This window comes from Tardiphaga sp. 839_C3_N1_4 (assembly GCF_051811045.1).
Lineage (GTDB): Bacteria > Pseudomonadota > Alphaproteobacteria > Rhizobiales > Xanthobacteraceae > Tardiphaga.
The window spans coordinates 3737506-3759649 of sequence record NZ_JBPWQD010000001.1; the positions used below are offsets into that span (position 1 = coordinate 3737506).

Sequence of the window (22144 nt, forward strand, 5' to 3'; positions counted from 1 at the left end):
ATGACGCAGACACTGCTTCCGAGCCCGACGACCGTTCATTGGGGTTATTTTGACGCCACGCTGAAGCCAATCGCTACCATCGATCCCGGTGAGACGGTCACGATCACAAGCGTAAGCGGCACACGCGAGAACCTCCCGACAGAAGCGGGCATGACCGTCCGCCCCGAACTTGTCGCCATCCTGGATGCCGTCACGCCAGAACTCGGGCCGCATATCCTCACCGGGCCTGTCGCCGTGCGCAGCGCCCAACCGGGTGACGCATTGCGTGTCGAGATCCTTGATGTCCAGCTCGCGGATGACTGGGGCTATACGCTCTTCAAGCCCGGCATGGGCACGCTGCCCGACGACTTCGACTATTTCCGCCGCGTCCATATCGGACTTGATCGGGCCAATGGCGTGGTGAAGACGCCATGGGGCATCACGCTAAAGGCGCGGCCGTTCTTCGGCGTGATGGGCACCGCGCCGAAACCTGCGGTTGGCCGGGTCAGCACGACAATGCCCTCGCATTTCGGCGGCAATATCGACAACAAGGAGCTCGGCGCAGGCTGCGTTCTCTATCTTCCTGTCTGGACCGAGGGAGGCCTGTTCTCCTGCGGTGACGGTCACGCCGTGCAAGGCGACGGCGAAGTCTGCGTGACCGCCGTCGAGACCGGCCTCACCGGCACGTTCAAGATCGATCTCGTCAAGAATGCGCAGTTGGAGGCACCCTATGCCGAGACGAAGGATCACCTCATCTCGATGGCCTTCGATCCCGATCTCGACGAAGCCGCGCGTATCGCGCTCCGCCGGATGGTCAGCATGATCGTCGCACGCACAACGCTGACGCCCGACGATGCCTATATGCTCTGCAGTCTCGCCGCCGATGTCCGTGTCACCCAGCTGGTCAATCTTGACAAGGGCATCCATGTCATGATGCCGCATGCGGTGCTGAACCAGTCGAAGCGCTAGACCGCGCGTTCGACCGGCTCCGGAGTGGTCTCTTCGTCTTCAAGCTGATCGACGAAGGTCGCAGGCACCAGACGCTTGCGATTGATGGTCAGATCGAACACGTCGAATCGATTGTAGTAACCGACCACGTCGTGGAACTGCTTCGGTTCGATGCAGCGGCGCAGGTCGAATTCGGCATAGGCGATGCCCTCCTCGTCCTGCAGCATGTCGCCGAGCACTTCGCCGGTCGGGTCGACGAAGAAGCTGGCGGCGCGCTGCGTGCGATCGATCACATCGACCACATCGGGATCCCGTGCGATCAGGAAGTCGCGCATTGCCTTGTCCATGTAGCCGGCGGTGATGATGCCGAAGGCCTTGGCCTCGAACGAATGCGCGCTGGCGCGAATGCGGTTGGCCGCGACGTTGTTGAAATTGCCGCCGCTGCTCGGGCGGCGCGTCGGCCACATCGGCGGCCAGCTTGAAATGTGGATCTGCTCGGCCTGCGCCATCAGCGTATAGCGTGCCAGCGGATTGGTATTCTCGCCGCAGATAAGGTTGCCGACACGGCCCACAGGCGTATCGGCAACGCGCAGACCTGCGCCATCGCCGGCAGCCCAGATCAGCTTCTCATAGAAGGTCGGCACCAGCTTGCGGTGATGATTGAGGATGTTGCCGTCGGGCCCAATCAGGACATTGCTGTTCCAGATCAATCCGACGCTGACCGGCGAACTCTCGCTGATGCCCATCGAGACGGTCACGCCAAGCGCCCGCGCCTCGTTGCGCAAGGCGGCCATTTCCGGACCGGCGATCGACACCGACTGCTCGGCCATCGTCACGAACAGATCGTGATTCTCGATCGGCGCCCACAGCGCCGCCCAGACCGGAAACGCCGGGATATAGGTCTCGGGAAAAGCGATCAGCTGCGCGCCTGCGGCGGCAGCCTCGCGAATGATCGAAATCGCCTTCGCCGTGGTCGCCGCGCGATCGAGAAATACCGGCGCAGCATGGACCGCAGCGACTTTAACCTGTGACGACATCGTCATTCTTCCTCTTGCATCGATGCGGCGATGTCTCAGGCTCGTCGGAAGGCCCGGAAACGTCGCTGAACCATGTTCGAGGAGGAACCTATCCATTCGGGGCCGCGGGACCACGGGGCATTTCTGCAACCCGGGCTGCACGGACCACTATGCTTCGAGGATCGGCCGGGCCTAGGTCGGCACCTCGCTTCACCACGTCTGATTGCGGGAGTTGTCGCCGATACCGTAGCCATAGCTGGCCGGCGCACTCGCATAGGAATCCATCGGCCGCACCGACGGAGCAACGGAAGGAACAGTCACGCGGGCGGGAGCATGGACACGTCGCTGCACGCGGCGGGCTGCGCTGATATCGGTCGCCAATCGGGGATCTCCGATCCAGCGATAGGCCTTGTCCGATGCCGCGGAGCTCTCCGCCATGGAGGTCAACATCACGAAAGCCACGGACGCGGGCACCAAGAGCCACCGCCGGGCCGATTTTATCATCGTCTTGCGCGCAGACATTTGAGCGATCCTTTCATCATGGTTGGGGTAGCGAGATATCTTCGGGTAGAACGTCGATGCGAACTATTCGTCAAAGGCGGGGACGATCATGCAAGCGCCCATGGCCCGTTTCTGGATACTCCCCGAGGAGCATCACTGCTGTGTTGCGAGTGCGGACATCATCATGTTGTGGCGGCGCCAGGCGTTGGGACTAGCCCCGGTCGCGCGGCGAAACTGGCGGCACATGTGGGCCTGATCGGAGAAGCCGCAATCGATGGCGATCTCGCAGAGTGACTTGCCGCTGGATGTCATCAGCTCCATCGCACGCGTCAGACGGCGGGAGACGATATAGGCATGGGGAGACTGGCCGAACGTGGTCTTGAACGCATTTGAGAAGTAACCGCAACTCAGGCGAGCGATACTCGCGAGATCCGATACTTGGATCACTTCATCCAGATTTGAATCAATGTGGCGCCTGATTCGCTCCGCCTGCCAGCGAGCGAGGCCGCCTCTCGCGGGGCTGACGGGCGACGGTTGGGAGGGCGCCTCGAGCAGCGATGCAGCCTGCTTGATGCAGCGAAGAGCCGCACCGACATCCGATCCGATCGCCTGCCGTGCATCTAGCAGGAGCTGGGCGACCGTCGTAGAACTTGCGTCAGACAATACACCGGCAAACGAGTCAGAATTCTGGGACTGTGAATCGAGCAGCATATCGGTCTCCTTTGGGTGGTGAATGCCATCGACATCGCGATGACTTCGACGATCCAAGGATGAGAGATTCCGGCCGCGCTAACCATTCTACGAGGATAGAGATTCAAGAAACGAAGGTAATCCCGCCCTATACCAAGGTTTATCCCGGGCGAGACGCCACCGACTTCGGACGACTTCGCCATTCCCCGCAGGACGCATGCCCTGCTTCCTATTTTACGGCTCAAATGACCAATTCTGATCGGGTGCAACGACCCTCACAGCTGCCCATGGCCGTTGCGACAGCTATCCTTGCCGCAGGCATTTTCGCGTTCGACGCCTTCAGCACATTCGAGATCGCCGTCGCGGCGCTTTATATCGTCGTGCTGCTGATGGCGCTCCGTTTCACCAATGTCACGGGCATCATCCTGATCGCCCTCGGTTGCATCGGCCTGACAATCCTCGGTTATCTAATCGGCCACGCGAACGACCCCAATGAGGGAGCAATGCTGCGCGGCGCCGTCAGCGCGCTCGCCATTGCCATCGCTGCCGTGCTCTGCGTCCAGATCAGGATGTCGGACGCGAGGCTTCGGCAGAGCGAAGAGCGCTATCGCAACATCTTTCAGGGCACGAGTGTTGCCATCTGGGAGCAGGACTTCACGGAAGCGGCCAATGCCTGCGCGCCAATCCTGCAACAAAGCATTCCCCGGTTGCGCGATTACTTCATCGCCAATGAGGGCTTCCTCAAGCATTGCCTGTTTCTCGTCCGGACCCTCGACGCGAATGACGCCGCAAAGCAATTAATCGGCGATCTCGACCAGAAGAACGTTCAGCAGTCCTGGGATGCAGCACTCGAGCCGGAGACTTTGGTCGCCTTTCGCGAAATCCTGCTCGCATTTCTTGCGGGAGAAAGCTCATTCACGATTGAAGTGGCCATCCGTGCCGTCAACGGCGAGTTGCGCACCACCATCGTCACGGCAACCTTCCCCGCCGATCGGTCTCGCTCCGTCCTGATCAATTCGCTCGATGTCACCGCCAAGATCGCAGCCGAGCAAGCACTCCAGCAGAGCATCGCAGAACTTACCCGCGTGTCGCGCATCGCGACCTTGGGTGCCTTGACGGCATCGATCGGCCACGAGGTCAATCAGCCACTTGCCGCCGTGGTGACCAACGCAGAGGCGGCCTTGCGCTGGCTATCGCGGGAGCGGCCCGATCTCGGCGAAACCACGGCCTGCCTCAAGGAAGTCGTGCAGGAGGGCCGCAGGGCCGGCGACATCATTCACCGGCTGAGGTCGCTCGCCGTGAAGGGCGAGTTGGCGCGCGGGCCGGTCGACGTCAACGCCATTGTCACGCAGGTACTGGCGATGGTTCAGCGCGATCTGGCACAGCACCAGATTTCAGCAGTCCTCGACCTGACACCCGATCTGCCCACCATCGCCGGCGACGAAGTACAGCTTCAGCAGGTGCTGATGAATCTCGTCAACAACGCCGTCCACGCCATGAAGGCGACCGCGACGAAAGAGCTGAAAGTGTGGTCGGCATTCGACGCGACGCGGGGAATTCTCGTCTCGGTGCGTGATTCAGGATCGGGTATACCGGACGACCATATGCAACGCCTGTTCGCGCCGTTCTTCACGACAAAGGCCGAGGGGATGGGCATCGGCCTCTCGATCTCCCGATCCATCATCGAGTCGCATCACGGGCGTATCTGGGCGGAACGAAACGAGAGTGGTGGAACCACCTTTCATTTCATGATACCGACAGCCACCGCAGAAGGACCCGGCAACCTTGCCTAACGACGCAGAAGCACCTTTGGTCGTCGTCGTGGACGACGAAGCCGCCATCCGCACTGCGGTTGGCAGTCTGCTGCGCTCGGTTGGATATGAAGTCAGTTTCGCCTCCTCGGCGGTCGAGCTTCTCGAGAGCGACATTCTCACCAGGGCCAGCTGTCTTGTCCTCGATATCCGACTGCCGATCGTCAGCGGCCTCGATTTTCAGAAGCGTCTTGCGGATCTCGGCGGCAATACGCCCATCGTGTTCATGACTGGCCATGCCGATGTGCCGATGACGGTCCGCGCTATGAAGGCCGGCGCCGTCGACTTTCTCGCCAAGCCGTTTCGCGACCAGGAAATGCTCGATGCCGTCGCCGGCGCCGTGGAGCGCGACCGCAAGGCGCGGCAAGAGCGCGATGGACTGGCCGATATCAAGGAGCGTTTCGGCACTTTGAGTGCGCGGGAACGCGAGGTGATGGAATTGGCCACCGCGGGGCTGCTGAACAAGCAGATCGCCGCAAAGCTGAACCTCAGCGAAATTACGGTTAAGATCCATCGCGGCAAGATGATGAAGAAGATGGATGCAAAATCCTTCGCCTCTCTGGTGCGCATGGCCGAGGCCATCGGCATGAAACCAGCCCCGGGTACCTCCCGATAAACCTCAGTATGATTTCGCTGCACAGCGATATTTGACAGTATTCTAGGCGAAACGGCTCAACACTGGGGTCGCTGTCAAAGCCGCCGTGTGGAGATTGCGTTGAACTCTGAACATGCCATTGCCATCATCGACGATTCCTCGTCGGTTCGCCGCGCGCTTGAAAGCCTGCTGCGATCGCTGGGCTTTGTCGTCCTCAGCTTCGAATCCGCCGAAGCGTTTCTGACCTCGCCGGTGGTCCGCGAGACGTCCTGCGTGGTGACCGACGTCGAAATGCCGGGCCTGACCGGCATCGACCTCTATGAGCGCATGCGCTCGGACAAGAACCAGACGCCGGTCATTTTCATCACCGCCAATTCCGAAGAGAAAGTGCGCGCGCGACTGGGCAGCACGCCCTGCATCCTCAACAAGCCGTTCGAAGTCGACGAACTCGCCGCATGCATCAACCAGGCCATCGCGGCGCCATAGCCGCACTGCTCTTCCGAAGATGCATGGCGCCGATCCCCCAATAGCGATGGGCTCACATGCCCAGCACGCCGTCACGCGAAGGTTTTAACGCGCGTAGGTGTCGGATAGTGTGCGCGCACTTACATGGGGGAATGATATGAGCATGTCCAGAATATTTGCGCGCGTTGTCGCGGTGATCGGCGGTGCCGCGCTGCAATGGCGCCGCCTGCAGGGCAATACACACGCGCCAGCCTGGGGCAGCGCGCCGGTGGTGCCAGAGGCGAAGCCGCAAGGCGCCATCCCCACATTGAAGATGCCGACTGCCCAGGGCTGGGCCGCGGGACAGAAGCCCGTGGTCGCACCCGGGCTCAAGGTCAATGCCTTTGCGACCGGCCTGAAACATCCGCGCTGGATCAATGTGCTGCCCAATGGCGACGTCCTGATCGCCGAGGCGACGCAGGTTGCCGGTCCCGTCCGCAACATGTTCGGCTATGCGATGCAGGCGACGATGCGGCGGGCCGCGGCGCTCGGTGTCAGCGCCAACCGCATCACGCTGCTGCGCGACCGGGATCGCGATGGCGTCGCCGAGACCAGCCAGACCTTCATGGAGGGACTGAACCAGCCGTTCGGCATGGCGCTGCTGAACGACACGTTCTATGTCGGCAATGTCGATGGTGTGGTGGCCTTCCCCTATGTGGCGGGCGCGGACAGCATCACGGCACCGGGCAAGAAACTCACCAATTTCAAGTCCGGCGGCCACTGGACCCGGAGCATCCTACCGAGCCCGGATGGCAGCAAGCTCTATATCGGCGTCGGCTCGCTGAGCAATATCGCTGAGGGCGGCATGGAGGTCGAAGAAGGCCGCGCGGCTGTCTATGAACTCGATATCGCCAGTGGCAAGAGCCGCATCTTCGGCGCCGGCTTGCGCAATCCCGTCGGTCTCGCATGGGAGCCGACGACCGGCGCGCTGTGGACCGTGGTCAATGAGCGCGACGGCCTCGGCGACGAGACGCCGCCGGATTATCTGACCTCGGTGCGCGATGGCGGCTTCTATGGCTGGCCCTATTGCTACTGGGGCAAGACGGTGGACGACCGCGTGCCGCAGGATCCGGCGCTGGTCGCCACCGCGATCACGCCCGATTACGCGCTTGGCGGCCACACCGCCTCGCTCGGCCTGTGCTGGCTGCCCGCAGGCACGCTGCCGGGATTTCCGGACGGCATGGTCATCGGCCAGCACGGCTCATGGAATCGCAGCACGCTCAGCGGCTACAAGGTCGTCTTCATCCCGTTCGTGAACGGCAAGCCGTCCGGACCGCCGCGGGATATCTTGTCGGGCTTCCTCGCACCCGACGAGAAGGTGTCCTATGGACGCCCTGTCGGCGTCACGCTCGCCCCGGACGGCGCGTTGCTGGTGGCCGACGATGTGGGTGACGTCATCTGGCGTGTGACGGGCGCGGCCTAAGACCCGCGGAATAATCCGGCGGGCTCGTGAGGCGCGCGTTAATCGCGCGCCCCACGCTCCGACCTATTTCATTGTCGGCATCACGAATTCCGGCCCCTGCGCAATGCTGGTTGGCCAGCGGCTGGTGACGGTCTTCAGGCGGGTATAGAAGCGGACGCCTTCCGGCCCGTGCATCGAATGATCGCCGAACAGCGAGGCCTTCCATCCACCGAAGGAATGGAATGCCACGGGCACCGGAATCGGCACGTTGATGCCAACCATGCCGACGCGGATGCGATGCGCGAATTCACGCGCAACGTCGCCGTTCTGCGTGAAGATCGCGGTGCCATTACCGTATTCGTTGTCGTTGATCATGCGCGCTGCCGTCGCATAATCCGGCGTACGCACCACGGCCAGCACCGGCCCGAAGATCTCTTCCTTGTAGATCGTCATGTCCGGCGTCACCTGATCGAACAGCGAACCGCCGATGAAATAGCCGCCTTCGTTGGACCGGAAGTCCCGGCCATCGACGATCAGCTTCGCGCCCTGCTCGACGCCGGAATCGACATAGCCGCGCACCTTGTCGAGCTGCTGCTGGGTCACCAGCGGACCCATTTCGGATTCAGCATTGAAGCCAGACCCGACCTTGAGCGCACGAATCTTCGGCTCCAGCTTCGAGATCAAGGCATCCGCCGTTTTCTCCCCGACGGGCACTGCGACCGAAATCGCCATGCAGCGTTCGCCCGCGGAGCCGTAGGCAGCGCCCATTAATGCGTCCACCGCCTGATCGATATCGGCATCGGGCATCACGACCATGTGGTTCTTGGCGCCGCCGAGGGCCTGGCAACGCTTGCCGGTGCTGGTAGCTGTCGAATAGATATAACGCGCGATCGGTGTCGATCCGACGAAGCTGATCGCTGCAACATCGGGATGATGCAGCAGCGCATCGACGGCTTGCTTGTCGCCATGCACGACGTTGAACACACCTGCCGGCAGACCGGCTTCGGCCAGCCATTCGGCAATCAGAAGCGATGCCGATGGGTCACGCTCGGAGGGCTTCAGCACGAAGGTGTTGCCGCAAGCCAGCGCCACCGGGAACATCCACATCGGCACCATGACCGGAAAGTTGAACGGCGTGATGCCGGCGACGACGCCAAGCGCCTGACGTACGCCATAGCTGTCGACGCGTGTGCCGACATTCTCGCTGACTTCGCCCTTCAGCAATTGCGGAGCGCCCACGGCGAATTCGACGACTTCGAGGCCGCGCTGGATTTCACCCTTGGCGTCCGACAGCGTCTTGCCGTGCTCCGAGGTGATGACCGCGGCAAGATCGTCGATGCGGTCTTCACAAATGCGCAGGAATTTATTGAGAATGCGGGCGCGGCGCAGTGACGGCGTATCGGCCCAGTTCTCTGCTGCTGCAAGCGCGGCAGCAACCGCGGCGCCCACTTCGGACGTGCTGGCAAGACCCACCTGAGCCGTCTGCTCACCGGTGGCCGGGTTGAAAACAGGCGAAGTCCGGCCGCTACGGCCCGCAACGAGCTGCCCGCCGATATAGTGCTTGATTTCCGAAGCCATCGAACTCTCCTTTGATGCTCCTGCGGTCTTGCGCCGCTTCCCTTTCCCGAACAACGCGAAGTATTGCGGCTTCGATGTGCAGCAAATAGAGTCCGGGGATGGATTGGGACAAAGTTCGGATTTTCCTGGAAGTCGCCCGTACCGGCCAGATTCTGGGTGCCGCCAAGCGGCTGAAACTCAATCATGCGACAGTGGCGCGCCAGCTCACCGCCCTCGAAAAAGACCTCAAGACAAAGCTGCTGAACCGGCAGACGACGGGCTCGTCCCTGACGCCATCGGGGGTTGCGCTGCTCGCGGCCGCGGAACGCGCCGAATCCGAACTGCTCAAGGTGGGATCGCAGCTAACATCGGCCGCTGACAAGGTGGCGGGCACGGTGCGGATTGGTGCACCGGACGGCCTCGGCAATTATTTTCTGGCTGACAAGCTCGGCGGCTTTGCCGCAGCCAATCCGGATCTGATCGTCCAGCTCGTGGCGCTGCCGCGCACATTTTCGCTAGCCAAGCGCGAAGCCGATATAGTCGTGACGCTGGAGCGCCCCGACGAAGGGAAACTGATCTGTACCAAACTCACCGACTACACGCTGAGCGTCTACGCGTCGGAGGACTATCTGGCTCGGTCGACGCCGATCCGCGAGCCCGGCGATCTCGCCGACCACCTGCTGATCACTTATATCTACGATATCATCTACAGCCGCGCACTGGACTATGCATCGACCTTCAGCAAACTGATCACCCGCCGCTTCGAATGCGGCAGCGTGGTCGGCCAGCTTGAAGCAGTTCGTGCGGGCCACGGAGTCGGCATCCTGCACGATTATGCCGCGCAGCTTTATCCCGAACTGCGGCGAATTCTGCCGGCCAGCCGCTTCACGCGAAGCTACTGGCTCGTGTCACATCCCGATACGCATGACACGAGCCGGGTCCGCGAGGTGCGGCGCTATATCGTCGCCAAAGTCCGCGAGGCCCGCAGCCAGTTCGTCGTGCAATAGCTGGCGTTACGCTCAGCTTGCGGAGACGACCGCGCCGAATTTGGTGAAGAACTCGCCCGCCAGTTTCTTGGCTGTGGAGTCGATCAGTCGCCCGCCGAGCTGCGCCAGCTTGCCGCCGATCTGCGAATCGACCTCGTAATGCAGGATCGTTTCATTGTCGCCGGCCGCCTCGAGCCTGATTGCTGCGCCGCCTTTGGCGAAGCCTGCGACACCGCCAGAGCCTTCACCGGTGATCCTGTAGCCGTTCGGCGCATCGAGATCGCTCAGCGTCACCTTGCCGCCGAAGGTCGCTTTCACGGGTCCGACCTTGATCACAACCTTCGCCGTCATCTCTGTCGGCGATGTCATGTCGAGTTCTTGGCAACCGGGAATGCACTGCTTCAGCACAGCGGGATCGTTGAGTGCGGCCCAGACCTTGTCGCGTGAAGCCGGGACGGTCTGGCTGTCTTTCATCTGCATGGGATCACCTGTCTGCGAGCATGCGCGTCAAACCGCGCAATAACGTTCTTGAATTTCCTTGTCGGCAAGCAGTGCCGCGGAGCTGCTCTCGTAAACGACCTCGCCCTGGTCCATGATGATCGCGCGATCAGCAAGGCGCAGCGCCCATTCGACATTTTGCTCGACCAGCAGCAGCGTGACGCCCTGATCGCGCAGCTTGCGGAACAGCACGCCCATCTCCTCGACCAGCACCGGCATGATGCCTTCGGAGGGCTCATCGAGCAGGATCATCTTGGGCTTGGCGATGGTCGCGCGCGCGATGGCCAGCATCTGCTGCTCGCCGCCGGACATGGTGACGCCTTCCTGATCGAGACGCTCCTTGAGGCGCGGAAAGCTCTCTGCGATTTCCTCGATCGCGTCTTTCTCGTTGATCTGGCCGCGGCTGGCGACGAGACCGAGCTGGAGATTTTCGCGCACAGTGAGTCCAGGAATGATCCGGCGCTCTTCAGGCACATAGGCAAGGCCAAGCCTGAAACGATCATGCGCGGGCATCGACGTCAGGTCATTGCCATCGAAGGTCATGCCGCCCGTGGTTTTCGACATCAACCCCATGACCGAACGGATCGTGGTGGTCTTGCCAGCGCCGTTGCGGCCGACCAGTGCGACGACCTCGCCCTGCGCCACCGAGATCGAGACCCCATGCAGCGTATGGCTGGCGCCGTACCAGGCGTTCAGGTCTTTGGTTTCAAGCATAGCCATCGTTCTGTCCCAGATAGACGCGACGAACCTCGGGGTCCGTCTGAATGTCGCGCGGTGAGCCGTCCGCAATCAGCCGGCCATGATGCAGCACCAGAATCCGGTCGCTGAGGCCGAGGATCATCTTCATCTTGTGCTCGACCAGCAGGATGGTGCGCTCAGACGCAAGCTTCTCTAGCAGCGCCACCATCTCCTTGGTCTCTTCCGGCCCCATGCCCGCGGTCGGCTCGTCCAGCAGCAGCACTTCCGGATTTGAGATCAGCGCGATGGCGATCTCCAGCGCGCGCTGCTGGCCATGTGCCAAAAACTTGGCGGTCTCGTCCCGCCTGCCGACAAGCCCCACGGCTTCCAGCGCCGCGTCAGCCCTGGAATCCAGCTCCGTGAACTTCTTCCGGTTGGTCCAGATATTATAGCGCGAGCGGCTGGCTTGCGCTGCGACGCGTACGTTCTCGTGGACGCTCAGATCGGGAAAGATGTTCGTGATCTGATAGGAGCGCGCGATGCCGCGATGCACGAATTCGTGCTGCTTCGTGCCCTTGAGATCGTCCCCCTTGAAGCGGATCGATCCGCTGGACGGCGTCAGCACGCCGGACAGCACGTTGAAGAACGTGCTCTTGCCGGCACCGTTGGGGCCGATGATGGAGGTGACGCGGCCCGGCCGGAACTCCGTCGTCACGCCTTGCAGCGCGACGAAGCCGCCGAACCTCACTCCGATATCGTTGACGGCGAGAAGCGGCGCGTTCATCGCATGACCTTTGTGAGAAATGTGCCCCAGATGCCCTTGGGCAGAAACAGCACGAACAGCACGAAGATGGATCCGACGATAATCTGCCAGTGCGACGTCCACAGCGAGAACACGTCCTCCATCACCAGGAAAACCAATGCACCAATGAACGGGCCGAAGAAGCTGCTGGCGCCGCCGAGCAGCGTCATCATCACGATCATGCCGGAGGACAAGTAGTGCAGCGAATCCAGCGGCACGAAGGCCAGATGCAGTGCCGACATGGTGCCACCGAGGGCGCAAATCGTGCCTGACAGTGTGAATGACAGCAGCTTGGTGCGCTCGACATTGTAGCCGCAGGTCCGTGCGCGACGCTCGTTCTCGCGGATCGCCTCGATGGCTGCGCCGAATGGCGAGTTGAGAATGCGCGAGACGAGCCACAGCGCCAGCGCTGCGAATACCATCAGCACGTAGTACTTGTTGACCGGGTCGAGAAAATTGATCTCGAATCCGAACAGGTTGATCTTGTTGACCGTGAAACCGCGCAGTCCGTTCTCGCCACCTGTCCAGGACGGCGTCTGGAGCGCCACGTAATAGACCAACTGGGCGAGAGCGAGCGTCACCATCGAAAAGTAGATGCCGCGTGTGCGCGTGGATAGTGCTCCCATGACGAAGGCCAGCAATGCGCCGCCAATAACGCCCATCAGCACTGCGAGATACCAGGGCACACCGAACTGGCCGATGGCGATGCCGGTGATGTAGGCCCCGGTGCCGACAAAGGCCGCATGGCCGAACGACAGCAAACCAGTATAGCCGAATAGCAGATTATAGCCGACGGCAACCGTACCGTAGATCAGGACGTTCACTGCCAGCGCCTTGGACGGCAGCAACCACGGCAGCAGGCATAGCGCGAGGATCGACAACGGAACGCGATACTTGGTCACGAGCGATTTGAAGCGCGCAGGCTTTCGCGCACTGGCGGAAGGAGAAACGGCGAGCGCCGGGGATGTCATGGTCCGCTCCGTTACGCGAGTTTGCCGAACAGGCCCTGCGGCCGGATCAGAAGGACGATGGCCATCAGCGCGAACATCACGATGGTCGCCATTTCCGGTGCGAACAGCGCGGTCATGCTGATCACGACGCCGACCAGAAGACCCGCGATGATCGAGCCGACCAGCGAGCCGAGGCCGCCAATGACAGTCACCACAAAGGCTTCGGCCAGCACCAAGGCGCCCATTTCCGGATTGACTGACCGCATCGGGCCGGAGAGCACGCCGCCGAGCGAGGCCAGTCCGACACCGAGCCCGAACACCAGCAGCCAGACCTTGCTGATATCGACGCCAAGCACCTTCATCATGGTCGGATCACGCGCTCCTGCACGCACGATCAGGCCGAACTTGGTCTTCTCCAGCCCGAGCCATAACAGCACCACGACCAGGAAGACAACGCCGACGACGAAGATGCGGTAGATCGGGAAGAAACCGACGCCGAGATCGACCACGCCGGTCAGTGACGACGGCGTGGGAAACGGAATGCCGTCACTGCCGAACACGATGCGCACGCCTTCCACCAGCACGTAACTGAGACCGAAGGTGAGTAGAAGCGGATCGTCGATCGAACGGCCGTAAAGCGGACGGATCAGGACATATTCGATCGCCATCCCGAACACGCCGATCATGATGGGGGCAACGAGCAGCCCCCACCAGAAACTGCCGGTCAATGAGGCAACCCATAGCCCGGCATAGGCGCCGACCATGAACAGCGCGCCATGCGCGAAATTCACCACACCGAGCATGCCGAAAATGATCGACAGGCCCAGCGCGGTGATCACGAGGATCGCACCGAGGGCAACTCCGGAGAAGAGTTGCATCAGAATGAGTTCTGTATCCATGGACGACGAATGCTTTCGTTAGGCCGGGAAGCCGAGTTCAGTGCAGCTGCGCAGCACGTTTTCCGAAGCCGGCTCATTGGCCACGATGCTGAACAGATCGCTGTCGCCGTTCATGTCGGCCTTCTTCTTGGACTCGAGCACGAGGACCGACTGGACCGACTGGTGATCGCATTTGCGATAATATTGTGAGCCCTTGGCGACATCGTATTTCAGGCCTTCCAGCGCCGCGATCACCTTGTCGGTGTCGGTACCGCCAGCCACCTGCATCGCCTGCAGCAGCGACGAGACGCCGGTATAGCCATAGGCGCCGTAGTCGGTCGGGATCGCACCACCATTAGCTGCGCGATAGGCGTCGTTGAACGCCTTGGCACTCGGCAACTGACTATCAAGACCCCAATAGTAGTTGGAGCCGCCAACGACCCCTTCGAACACTTCCGGGCTCACCGCCAGTCGCTGGTTATGCAGCAATACCGGCACGACGATCTTGGCCTGCTGCTTGAGGCCGAAATCGACCGCCTGCTTGATCGAATTAGCCTGATCGCGACCGAAATTGCTGATGCACAGGATGTCCGGGCGCATCGAGCGCAGACGCGGCATAAAGGTCGAGTAATCCGCGGCACCGAACGGGTGCATGATCTCGCCGACGGTCTCAGCGCCGATTACGGCCTGCGCACGCTTGAAGCCGCGCAGCATTTCATGGCCATAGGCATAGTCGGCCACGAGATGCGCAACCTTGGTTCCCTTCTTGAAGGCGTGCCGCGCCACGGCACCTGCGGTCATGGTCGGGTTGAGCGCTTCATGGAAGGTGTATTTGCTGAAGTCTTTGACTTCGTTGATGGTGTCGGACTGGCTGATGGAGACATAGAGCACGCCGCGGGCACGCGTCACTTCATTGACCGCGAGCTGAACCGCGCTGGACAGCGATCCGACAATCGCATGCACCTTGTCTTTTTCGATGAGCTCGAGCGTGCGGGTCGCGGCCTCGCCGCCATTGAGCTTGTCATCGCGCACCAGCAGCTCGATCTTGCGACCGTTGACGCCGCCCTTGTCGTTGAACTGCTTGACGGCAAGCTCTGCGCTCTTGACCTGATCCTTGGCTTCCGCCGCGAACGGGCCGGTCAGCGGTGTCGGAAAGCCGATGCGGATCGTGTCGTCGGCAGCGCGTGCGATCCACGGCATGGCGACGACGCTCGCGCCGGTGCCGAGCGCGGCCAGCACGTGGCGGCGCGAAATATGATTGCGTTTGGTGTCTCGAATGTCCTTCGTCATGATGTCCTCCGTTTGATTTCTTTTATGGGTCAGATGTGTCCAAGCGCCTTGAGTATTCGCGCCGGTGTCATTGGCACCTGCGCGACCGTGCCTCCGAATGGCTTCATCGCATCATTCATCGCATTAAGCGCTGCTGCCGATGCCGCAGCCGTACCGGCTTCGCCGACACCCTTGGCGCCGAGCTGGGTATCCAGCGTCGGCGTCTCGACATGTCCGATTTCGATGTCCGGCATCTCCACCGCCATCGGCACGAGATAGTCGGCGAGCGAGCCATTGGTGAGCTGGCCGTTGTCTCCGTAGACGCATTCCTCGAAGAACGCCGCGCCGAGCCCCTGCACGACGCCGCCGCGGATCTGCTCATCGACCAGCAACGGATTGATGACACGGCCGCAATCCTCGACCACCCATAGCTTGAGTATCTTGACCAGACCTGTCTCGACATCGAGTTCGAGATGACAGGCCTGGACACCATTGGTGAAGGCGAAGGGATAGCCTTGCGGCGCGTAATGATGCGCGACCGACAGTTGCGCCTGCGTGCCGGGCGGCAGTGTATCCGACCGGAAGTAAGCGATGCGCGCGATCTCGGAGAGCTCCATGCGCTGCTGCGCCGTCACAGCGTCAACGATCCAACCACTGTGAATATCGAGCTTATCCGGTTCGTCCTGCAAGATGGCCGCGGCCACCGCGAGCACATTAGCCTTCAGCTTCTTTGCGGCCTGCAACGCAGTTTCGCCGCCGATGCCTGCGCCACGGCAGGCATAGGTCGCACCGCCATGCGGGGTGGCGTCCGTGTCGCCTGTCATCACCTTGATGCGATCGCGATCCACACCGAGATGTTCGGCGACGATCTGTCCGATGATCGTTTCCGTGCCCTGCCCGAGTTCGGTCACCGAGATCGAGCAATGAACATCCCCTGACGGCGTGATCTTGATGATGGCACCATCCTGCGACGAGATGCGCGCACCGCCGACGCCATAGAAAGCCGGGCCGGGATTGGTGATTTCCACAAAGGTGGCGATACCGATTCCGCGATGAATGCCCTTGGTGCGCAGTTCGGCCTGCTCGGCGCGCAGCCGCTCGTAGCCCATCATCGCCTTCAGCCTGGCGAGACAGGCGTGATGCGACAGCGCTTCGAACTGGTAGCCGGTCGGAGATGTACAGGGATAGGCGTCGTCCGCGATCATGTTGCGGCTGCGGATGTCGAACACATCCTGCGCCGTTTTGTCGGCGATCATGTCCACCAGACGCTCGGTGACGGTGCAGGCCACCGGATGCCCAACGGCCCGGTATTGGCTCATCTGCACCTTGTTCTGGAACACCACCTGCAGATCGGCCCTATAATTCCTGAATGTGTAAGGCGCGCCCATCAGGCGGTAGACCTGATTGCCTTCGACCACACTGGTGCGCGGATAGGCCGAGAATGCCCCGATGCCTGTAACGTCCTCCACATCCATCGCCAGGATGTTACCCTCTGCATCGGCCGCCATGCGTGCGCGGACGCGATGATCGCGCGCGTGGATATCCGACACGAAAGATTCGATCCGGTCGGCGACGTATTTCACCGGGCGGCCCAGCATCATGCTGAGCCCGACCACCGCCATGTCCTCGTGATACATGTGCAGCTTCATACCGAACGAACCGCCGATATCCGGTGCGATCACGCGGACGCGGGATTCAGGGAGGCCGTAGTGGCGGGCATAGATGTCCTGGAACTGATACGGCGTCTGCGTCGCATGATGTACCGTCAGTTGCCCTTCGCTGGCATCGTAGTCAGCGATGATCGCGCGCGGCTCCATGGTGACCGCCGTGTGGCGACCGAAGTGAAACTCCTCTTCCACCACATGCGCGGCGCCGGCGAAGACATCCTCGACACCGCCGGTATCGATCTTGCCATGGAAACAGAGATTGCTGCCGAGTTCCGGTGAAATCACCGGCGTATCCAGTGCGCGCGCAGCGTCGATATCGACAACGGCGGGCAGTTCATCGAACTCGATATACACCGCCTCCGCTGCATCTTCAGCCAGCGCGCGCGTATCGGCCACGACCGCGACCACCGCCTGCCCGGACCATACGACCTTGTCGATAGGCAGCGGCAATTGCGGCGGCGATTTCATGCCCTTGAAGTGATCCATGGTACCGACCCATGGCGTGCAGAGCCCGGCGAGGTCCTCGCCGGTGGCCACCAGCCGCACGCCGGGCATCTCGCGCGCCGTCGTCGCATCAATCGAGACGATGCGGGCGTGGGCATAAGGACTGCGCACATAGGCGACATGAAGCATGCGCGGCAGCGTGATATCGGTGACGTATCGGCCGCGACCGGCGAGCAATCGCTTGGCATTCGGGCGCGGCACCGAACGGCCGATATAGGAATTCGGACGATCGAGTAGGGTCAGCACGCTCATGCGCCGACCTCCTCGGACGCCTGAGCAATCCCACCAGCATCGCGGTCGCGCGCGACCTTCTCGATGGCATCGACGATGGCTTCATAGCCGGTGCAGCGGCAGTAATTTCCAGATAGCGCGTCGCGAATTTCCTCACGCGTGGGCACGCCCGGCTGTGACAGCAGGCTATGCGCGGTCATCAGCATGCCCGGCGTACAGAAGCCGCATTGCAGGGCGTTGCGCTGATGAAATGCCTCCTGAAGATCGGCAATCGCAGTGCGCTCGCTAAGACCTTCGACGGTCTCGATGGCCGCCCCGCTCGCCTGCACCGCGAAGGTCAGACAAGAATGTACGACGCGGCCATCCAGAATAACCAGACAGGCGCCGCAAACGCCCATCTCGCAGCCGGTATGGGTGCCGGTCAGTTCCAGTGTCTGGCGCAGGAAATCCGCTAGCGTGATGCGCGGCGCGATGCTGTGCGACACCTCAGTGCCGTTCACCGTCATGGTGACATGGACGAGATCGTTCATGCGCCCTGCCTCGCGATCTCGCCCAGCAATCGGCCGAGAAGAACGCGCGCAAGATGGCGCTTCATGGCAGGCGGCGTGTGCTCGTCTTCAGGCGGATCGAGATCATCGCCGACGGCGGCCTGCGCAGAAGCGATTGCAGCCTGATCCAGCCTCTTGCCGATCAGAGCTTCTTCCGCCTGCCGGGCGCGCAGTGGCGTGCTGCCTACAGAGAAGAACGCGATACGCACCTGTTTGACGACGTCATCGACGAATTCGGTGAGAATGCCGCAGCCCACCAGCGCAAAGTCGCCACGCCGACGCGCAAGCTCGTGAAAGGCCCAGCGATGATTTGGTCGAACCACCGGCACGTGAATCGCGACAAGAAGCTCGCCCGGTTCGATCGCTGTCTGAAACAAATCGAGGAAGAAATCGTCGGCCGGCACGCGACGTACGCCGTCGCGGCCAGCAATTTCGAGCTCAGCGCCCAGCGCCAACGTCATCGCCGGGAATTCCGAGGCCGGATCGGCGTGTGAAATACTGCCGCCGAGCGTGCCTTTGTTTCGTATGGCCGGATGCGCCACATGCGGCGCGGCTTCGCTGTAGAGCGGCGCGTGCCGGCGGATCAACGGATCGGTCAGCACTTCGTGATGGCGGGTGAGCGCGCCAATGCGCAACCAATCACCCTGCAGGTCGATGCCACGAAGCGTCAAGATATGCGCGATGTCGATCAGCAATTGCGGCGCCTGCAAACGCAAGGCAAGCGCCGGTACGAGGCTCTGGCCACCTGCGATGTAACTCGCATCGTCGCCGGCTTCCTCGAACGCTTTCAAAGCCTCCACCACGGTGGAAGCCCTCACATAGTTGAACGCCCTCGCCTTCAACGTCTTCTCCCTAAACGTCTCGCGGACGTCCAGTTGTGACCATTTGGTCGGAAATCTAGAACACGTCGATTTCCCCGGGTCAACTTAAAATGACCATTTGGTCTCTTTTTCGAATTGAGCTATTCAGAACTCCCGCAACGCGAAGCAAAAATGGCAAAAAAGCCCATCAAATCAGTCGAAAAGCCACCGCGTCGCAACATGCGCGCGGCGGAGCGCGAGCGCTTCATCGTCGATGAAGCGGTGAAATTCTTCGCCGAACACGGCTTCGGCGGGCAGACGCGCGAACTGGCGAAACGCATGGGCATCACCCATTCGGCCATCTATCGGCACTTCCCGAGCAAGGAAGCGCTGATCGAGCGCGTCTATGAAGAGATCTATCTCAGCCGCTGGTCACCCTCGTGGGCCGGCCTGATCCAGGATCGCACGCTGTCGCTGCAGGCACGGTTGTCGCGCTTCTATCTCGAATATGTCGAGCAGGTCTTCGAATACAACTGGGTGAGAATCTTCGTCTTCTCCGGCATGAAATCCTTCGACATCACCAAGCGCTATCTTCAGATCGTCCGCGAACAGATCATCGAGCCCGCCTGTCGCGAGCTTCGTCACGAGTTGAAGCTGCCTTCAAGCGATCAGGTGCCGCTGTCGGAGCGCGAGGTCGAAATGTTCTGGGGTTTGCACGGCCGCATCTTCTATATGGCCATCCGGCGTTTCGTCTACGACACGCCGACACCGGAGCGACTGGACGACATAGTCAACGACGCAGTGAGGGTGTTTCTTGATGGCTCAAAACAGCTGATGCCTGAGCTTGTACAATCGGCATCGTGACGCTTGTGGCACAGCCACGCCGGCAGATTGATCAAGTTGCCCGAGCACTTGAAGTGCATTGACGGAACCAGGTTTTGCCGCGGCATTAATGCGGCCGGTACTGGCGCACGCTTTTCCGGCGAAGGAGTGAGATCGCACCACGCCGGCATAGCGGGCTTTCCGAAGCGCGACGCTCGAAATGGTCATGCCGAGGTCGGAGAGACGCTTGCTGTCGTTGTCGCGGGTGTAACTACAGCAGAGGAAAGCGAAACGCGCGTCACCGAGTATCATTTCTCTCAGCGATACTTATGCGCGCGTTTGTGTAGTTCACCGTGTCGGAATTACTGAAAAGTACCGCTGCGAACAGATTGAAGCGTTACGCACCGTGCTACCACTTCTCTGATACCAGCCTCCAAGTTTTAGCACAATAAACTCACCGTTTTGCCCAAAGCCGCGCCAAACTCCCGCCTCAAACGTAAACAAACGTTAATCCATGGGCGCTTCGATCGAAGCTAATGCAGAACTGTAGTTACGTACCTGCACTTTCTTTTACGAAGTTTCTTGGGGGCTTCGTCAACACAATACAGGGGAACGGTATTGGCAACATTACACTACACATCCGGCGATAACATCGACGCGCAAGGTAACTTCACTCCAGCTCAGGCAGGCTTCAATCTCGCCGACGTTTCGTCGGTGGAGCAAGTGAACGCTTTGCCAGCAGGTGTGAAGGGCCTCGTCTGGCTCGATCAGGGCGATGGCGTCACCCAGAGCTTCATCGACGCTGTGAAACCTTACATCGGTAATCCCAACGTCTACGGTTTCTTCCTTAAGGATGAGCCAGATCCCACGGGGCAGTGGAATACCCTCGTGACCGCTGCAAACCTGAAGGCTGAGTCCGATTGGATTCACGCCAACGTTCCGGGCGCGAAGACGTTCATTACCATGATGAACATGGGATCTTCAGATAATCCCAGCTTCGCGAATACGTACACTCCGGAAAACACCCACATCGACCTCTTCGGAATCGATCCGTATCCGGTGCGGTCGGGTAGTGGGACAGTCGACTACAGCATGATTGACAAGGCTGTAGCTGCGGCTGAAGCCGCCGGGATTCCGCATGCCAGCATCGTTCCGGTCTTTCAGACGTTCGGTGGCGGCAACTGGGTCACCGATCAGGGAGGCCACTATGTGATGCCGACCGCCGCGCAGGAACAGCAAATGCTCGACCATTGGGCATCTGTCGTTCCCAATCCGGCATTCGACTACGCCTATGCCTGGGGATCGCAGAACGGAGACGTGGCGCTCGAAAACTCGCAAGAGCTCCAGAACGTATTCCTGCAGCACAATACGAGCACCACGACGACGGGGTCAACGTCGACTGGAAGCACGACTCCGGTCGATACGTCGAGCAGCAGCCCGACAACGCCGATCGACACGTCGCATAGCGGCACCTCGACAGACACGACGTCTTCGAGCGATCCTTCGACGACGCCCACGACCTCCCAGCCAACGACGACGGCGCCGACCACCGACACCAGCAGTTCCGGGCACAACCACCATCACAGGGCTGACTCCTCCCAATCGACAGATGGAAGCACATCGTCCGGATCCGGAGGCGGACACCATCACCACGGATCCACGGCAAACGCGTCGGTGAGCACTGCAACGGATACCGCTTCCAGCAGCGTTACCGACAAAGCGTCGGTCGATACGTCAACAACGACGGACTCGACCTCATCTGCCGACACCTCGACTGCGCCCACGACCACGGAGCCAGCGACGGCGCCGACCACCAACGCTGGCCACTCCGGGCATAACCACCATCACAAGCTGGACTTCTCCCAGCTGACCGATGGAAGCACGTCATCCGGAGGTGGACACCATCACCACGGATCCGCGGCAACCGCGTCCGTGAGCGCTGCAACGGATACCGCTTCCAGCAGCGTTGTCGACACCTCGACTGCGGCGGCCACCACCGAGCCGACGACGACGGCTCCGGCCACCGACGTCGGCAACTCCGGGCACAACCACCATCACAGGCTGGATTTCTCTCATCTCACGGATGGGAACAAATTTTCCTGGGTTGGTCATCATAACCAGGCATCCGCTTCGCCCGCTGCAGCTGCGGCAGCGACGGCTGCAACCGATACGGCTTCGAGCGACGTCACCGACGCAACTCTGGCGCCGCATCTGGATCTCGCCAGCCTCCACAACAACCATCACGTGGATCACCATTCGTGGCACTGGTAAGCCCGCAGAACTGAGTCTGCGACAAAGAACGACATATGCGCGGTGATCCGCACATATGAAAGCGACTTGGGGGGCCTTCATGGCCCCCCATTTTGGGGATCATCGCGGCCAGTATGGTCGCGAGAGGAATGCCGTCTCGCGCAGTGCGGGATGTGTTGCGTACGAGCGCATTCGCGCTCGCTTCTTCGCATATGGCTTCTCTAACGTTAGCGCCGTCCGATTCGGGCGGCCCGGATG

General features: G+C 61.2%; 21 protein-coding genes. 8 read left to right on the forward strand and 13 right to left on the reverse strand.

Annotation, left to right across the window (positions count from 1 at the left end):
- Entirely contained in the window at positions 1-948 is a 948-nt protein-coding gene (locus AB8A38_RS17885) for an acetamidase/formamidase family protein (RefSeq protein WP_439086910.1), read from the forward strand.
- On the opposite strand, the gene AB8A38_RS17890 is transcribed toward AB8A38_RS17885, so the two are convergent.
- From AB8A38_RS17890 to AB8A38_RS17900, 3 genes are all read right to left on the reverse strand, one after another.
- On the reverse strand, positions 945-1964 hold the full coding sequence (locus AB8A38_RS17890; RefSeq protein ID WP_439086911.1) for a carbon-nitrogen hydrolase family protein: 1020 nt from the start codon (positions 1962-1964) through the stop codon (positions 945-947). The two genes, AB8A38_RS17885 and AB8A38_RS17890, sit on opposite strands and share 4 nt — an antisense overlap.
- A gap of 189 nt (positions 1965-2153) precedes the next feature.
- Complete coding sequence (locus tag AB8A38_RS17895) at positions 2154-2417, reverse strand: hypothetical protein (RefSeq protein WP_315840159.1); 264 nt, start codon at positions 2415-2417, stop codon at positions 2154-2156.
- A 180-nt stretch (positions 2418-2597) separates the two neighbouring features.
- On the reverse strand, positions 2598-3155 hold the full coding sequence (locus AB8A38_RS17900; RefSeq protein ID WP_439086912.1) for a helix-turn-helix domain-containing protein: 558 nt from the start codon (positions 3153-3155) through the stop codon (positions 2598-2600).
- Between the two features lie 266 nt (positions 3156-3421).
- Between AB8A38_RS17900 and AB8A38_RS17905 the strand changes: the two genes are divergently transcribed.
- The 4 genes from AB8A38_RS17905 to AB8A38_RS17920 all read left to right on the forward strand — a co-directional run bounded on the left by AB8A38_RS17905 (position 3422) and on the right by AB8A38_RS17920 (position 7467).
- Complete coding sequence (locus tag AB8A38_RS17905; RefSeq protein ID WP_439086913.1) at positions 3422-4927, forward strand: sensor histidine kinase; 1506 nt, start codon at positions 3422-3424, stop codon at positions 4925-4927.
- On the forward strand, positions 4920-5561 hold the full coding sequence (locus AB8A38_RS17910; protein WP_315840156.1) for a response regulator transcription factor: 642 nt from the start codon (positions 4920-4922) through the stop codon (positions 5559-5561). Before AB8A38_RS17905 ends, AB8A38_RS17910 begins: the two co-directional genes overlap by 8 nt.
- A 99-nt stretch (positions 5562-5660) precedes the next feature.
- The gene (locus AB8A38_RS17915) at positions 5661-6026 is read left to right on the forward strand and encodes a response regulator transcription factor (RefSeq protein WP_315840155.1); all 366 of its coding nucleotides are present in this window, start codon (positions 5661-5663) and stop codon (positions 6024-6026) included.
- 136 nt (positions 6027-6162) lie between these two features.
- Positions 6163-7467 carry a PQQ-dependent sugar dehydrogenase gene (locus tag AB8A38_RS17920; protein WP_439086914.1) on the forward strand — a complete coding sequence of 435 codons (1305 nt, stop codon included), beginning with the start codon at positions 6163-6165 and terminating at the stop codon, positions 7465-7467.
- A gap of 63 nt (positions 7468-7530) precedes the next feature.
- Here the strand turns inward: AB8A38_RS17920 and AB8A38_RS17925 are convergent, their stop codons facing one another.
- Positions 7531-9024: a CoA-acylating methylmalonate-semialdehyde dehydrogenase gene (locus AB8A38_RS17925; protein ID WP_439086915.1), complete on the reverse strand. Its 1494-nt coding sequence runs from the start codon at positions 9022-9024 to the stop codon at positions 7531-7533.
- Between the two features lie 98 nt (positions 9025-9122).
- Between AB8A38_RS17925 and AB8A38_RS17930 the strand changes: the two genes are divergently transcribed.
- Entirely contained in the window at positions 9123-10010 is an 888-nt protein-coding gene (locus AB8A38_RS17930; RefSeq protein ID WP_439086916.1) for a LysR family transcriptional regulator, read from the forward strand.
- Positions 10011-10022: 12 nt separating this feature from the next.
- On the opposite strand, the gene AB8A38_RS17935 is transcribed toward AB8A38_RS17930, so the two are convergent.
- From AB8A38_RS17935 to AB8A38_RS17975, 9 genes are read right to left on the reverse strand one after another with little or no spacing between them, the layout of a single operon-like run.
- Positions 10023-10469, reverse strand: a complete 447-nt coding sequence (locus AB8A38_RS17935) for a CoxG family protein (RefSeq protein WP_439086917.1) — start codon at positions 10467-10469, stop codon at positions 10023-10025.
- A 27-nt stretch (positions 10470-10496) separates the two neighbouring features.
- Positions 10497-11201 carry an ABC transporter ATP-binding protein gene (locus AB8A38_RS17940; protein ID WP_092140474.1) on the reverse strand — a complete coding sequence of 235 codons (705 nt, stop codon included), beginning with the start codon at positions 11199-11201 and terminating at the stop codon, positions 10497-10499.
- Positions 11194-11949: an ABC transporter ATP-binding protein gene (locus tag AB8A38_RS17945; RefSeq protein ID WP_315840150.1), complete on the reverse strand. Its 756-nt coding sequence runs from the start codon at positions 11947-11949 to the stop codon at positions 11194-11196. The genes AB8A38_RS17940 and AB8A38_RS17945 overlap by 8 nt, the downstream gene beginning before the upstream one ends.
- Complete coding sequence (locus tag AB8A38_RS17950) at positions 11946-12938, reverse strand: branched-chain amino acid ABC transporter permease (protein ID WP_439078979.1); 993 nt, start codon at positions 12936-12938, stop codon at positions 11946-11948. Before AB8A38_RS17950 ends, AB8A38_RS17945 begins: the two co-directional genes overlap by 4 nt.
- A gap of 11 nt (positions 12939-12949) precedes the next feature.
- Positions 12950-13816 (reverse strand): branched-chain amino acid ABC transporter permease, encoded by an 867-nt coding sequence (locus AB8A38_RS17955; RefSeq protein ID WP_092140480.1) that lies wholly within the window; start codon positions 13814-13816, stop codon positions 12950-12952.
- 18 nt (positions 13817-13834) lie between these two features.
- A complete protein-coding gene (locus AB8A38_RS17960) occupies positions 13835-15085 on the reverse strand; it encodes an ABC transporter substrate-binding protein (protein ID WP_439086918.1) in 1251 nt (416 codons plus the stop codon).
- Between the two features lie 29 nt (positions 15086-15114).
- Complete coding sequence (locus AB8A38_RS17965; RefSeq protein WP_439086919.1) at positions 15115-17487, reverse strand: xanthine dehydrogenase family protein molybdopterin-binding subunit; 2373 nt, start codon at positions 17485-17487, stop codon at positions 15115-15117.
- Complete coding sequence (locus AB8A38_RS17970) at positions 17484-17996, reverse strand: (2Fe-2S)-binding protein (RefSeq protein ID WP_439086920.1); 513 nt, start codon at positions 17994-17996, stop codon at positions 17484-17486. The genes AB8A38_RS17965 and AB8A38_RS17970 overlap by 4 nt, the downstream gene beginning before the upstream one ends.
- A complete protein-coding gene (locus AB8A38_RS17975; RefSeq protein WP_439086921.1) occupies positions 17993-18856 on the reverse strand; it encodes an FAD binding domain-containing protein in 864 nt (287 codons plus the stop codon). Before AB8A38_RS17975 ends, AB8A38_RS17970 begins: the two co-directional genes overlap by 4 nt.
- Before the next feature lie 150 nt (positions 18857-19006).
- On the opposite strand from AB8A38_RS17975, the gene AB8A38_RS17980 reads away from it, so the two are divergent.
- Both AB8A38_RS17980 and AB8A38_RS17985 read left to right on the forward strand, forming a co-directional pair.
- Positions 19007-19678 carry a TetR/AcrR family transcriptional regulator gene (locus AB8A38_RS17980; protein WP_320446305.1) on the forward strand — a complete coding sequence of 224 codons (672 nt, stop codon included), beginning with the start codon at positions 19007-19009 and terminating at the stop codon, positions 19676-19678.
- A gap of 576 nt (positions 19679-20254) precedes the next feature.
- Positions 20255-21907: a calcium-binding protein gene (locus AB8A38_RS17985; RefSeq protein WP_439086922.1), complete on the forward strand. Its 1653-nt coding sequence runs from the start codon at positions 20255-20257 to the stop codon at positions 21905-21907.
- The last annotated feature ends 237 nt before the right edge of the window (positions 21908-22144 follow it).

What these genes read in the sequence shown, in the direction of transcription:
- AB8A38_RS17905 (WP_439086913.1), top strand. Translation starts at nt 3,422, where the DNA reads ATGGCCGTTGCGACAGCTATCCTTGCCGCAGGCATTTTCGCGTTCGAC.
- AB8A38_RS17885 (WP_439086910.1), top strand. Translation starts at nt 1, where the DNA reads ATGACGCAGACACTGCTTCCGAGCCCGACGACCGTTCATTGGGGTTAT.
- AB8A38_RS17965 (WP_439086919.1), bottom strand. Translation starts at nt 17,487, where the DNA reads ATGAGCGTGCTGACCCTACTCGATCGTCCGAATTCCTATATCGGCCGT.
- AB8A38_RS17960 (WP_439086918.1), bottom strand. Translation starts at nt 15,085, where the DNA reads ATGACGAAGGACATTCGAGACACCAAACGCAATCATATTTCGCGCCGC.
- AB8A38_RS17955 (WP_092140480.1), bottom strand. Translation starts at nt 13,816, where the DNA reads ATGGATACAGAACTCATTCTGATGCAACTCTTCTCCGGAGTTGCCCTC.
- AB8A38_RS17890 (WP_439086911.1), bottom strand. Translation starts at nt 1,964, where the DNA reads ATGTCGTCACAGGTTAAAGTCGCTGCGGTCCATGCTGCGCCGGTATTT.
- AB8A38_RS17930 (WP_439086916.1), top strand. Translation starts at nt 9,123, where the DNA reads ATGGATTGGGACAAAGTTCGGATTTTCCTGGAAGTCGCCCGTACCGGC.
- AB8A38_RS17940 (WP_092140474.1), bottom strand. Translation starts at nt 11,201, where the DNA reads ATGCTTGAAACCAAAGACCTGAACGCCTGGTACGGCGCCAGCCATACG.
- AB8A38_RS17980 (WP_320446305.1), top strand. Translation starts at nt 19,007, where the DNA reads ATGGCAAAAAAGCCCATCAAATCAGTCGAAAAGCCACCGCGTCGCAAC.
- AB8A38_RS17900 (WP_439086912.1), bottom strand. Translation starts at nt 3,155, where the DNA reads ATGCTGCTCGATTCACAGTCCCAGAATTCTGACTCGTTTGCCGGTGTA.
- AB8A38_RS17925 (WP_439086915.1), bottom strand. Translation starts at nt 9,024, where the DNA reads ATGGCTTCGGAAATCAAGCACTATATCGGCGGGCAGCTCGTTGCGGGC.
- AB8A38_RS17945 (WP_315840150.1), bottom strand. Translation starts at nt 11,949, where the DNA reads ATGAACGCGCCGCTTCTCGCCGTCAACGATATCGGAGTGAGGTTCGGC.
- AB8A38_RS17920 (WP_439086914.1), top strand. Translation starts at nt 6,163, where the DNA reads ATGAGCATGTCCAGAATATTTGCGCGCGTTGTCGCGGTGATCGGCGGT.
- AB8A38_RS17950 (WP_439078979.1), bottom strand. Translation starts at nt 12,938, where the DNA reads ATGACATCCCCGGCGCTCGCCGTTTCTCCTTCCGCCAGTGCGCGAAAG.
- AB8A38_RS17970 (WP_439086920.1), bottom strand. Translation starts at nt 17,996, where the DNA reads ATGAACGATCTCGTCCATGTCACCATGACGGTGAACGGCACTGAGGTG.
- AB8A38_RS17935 (WP_439086917.1), bottom strand. Translation starts at nt 10,469, where the DNA reads ATGCAGATGAAAGACAGCCAGACCGTCCCGGCTTCACGCGACAAGGTC.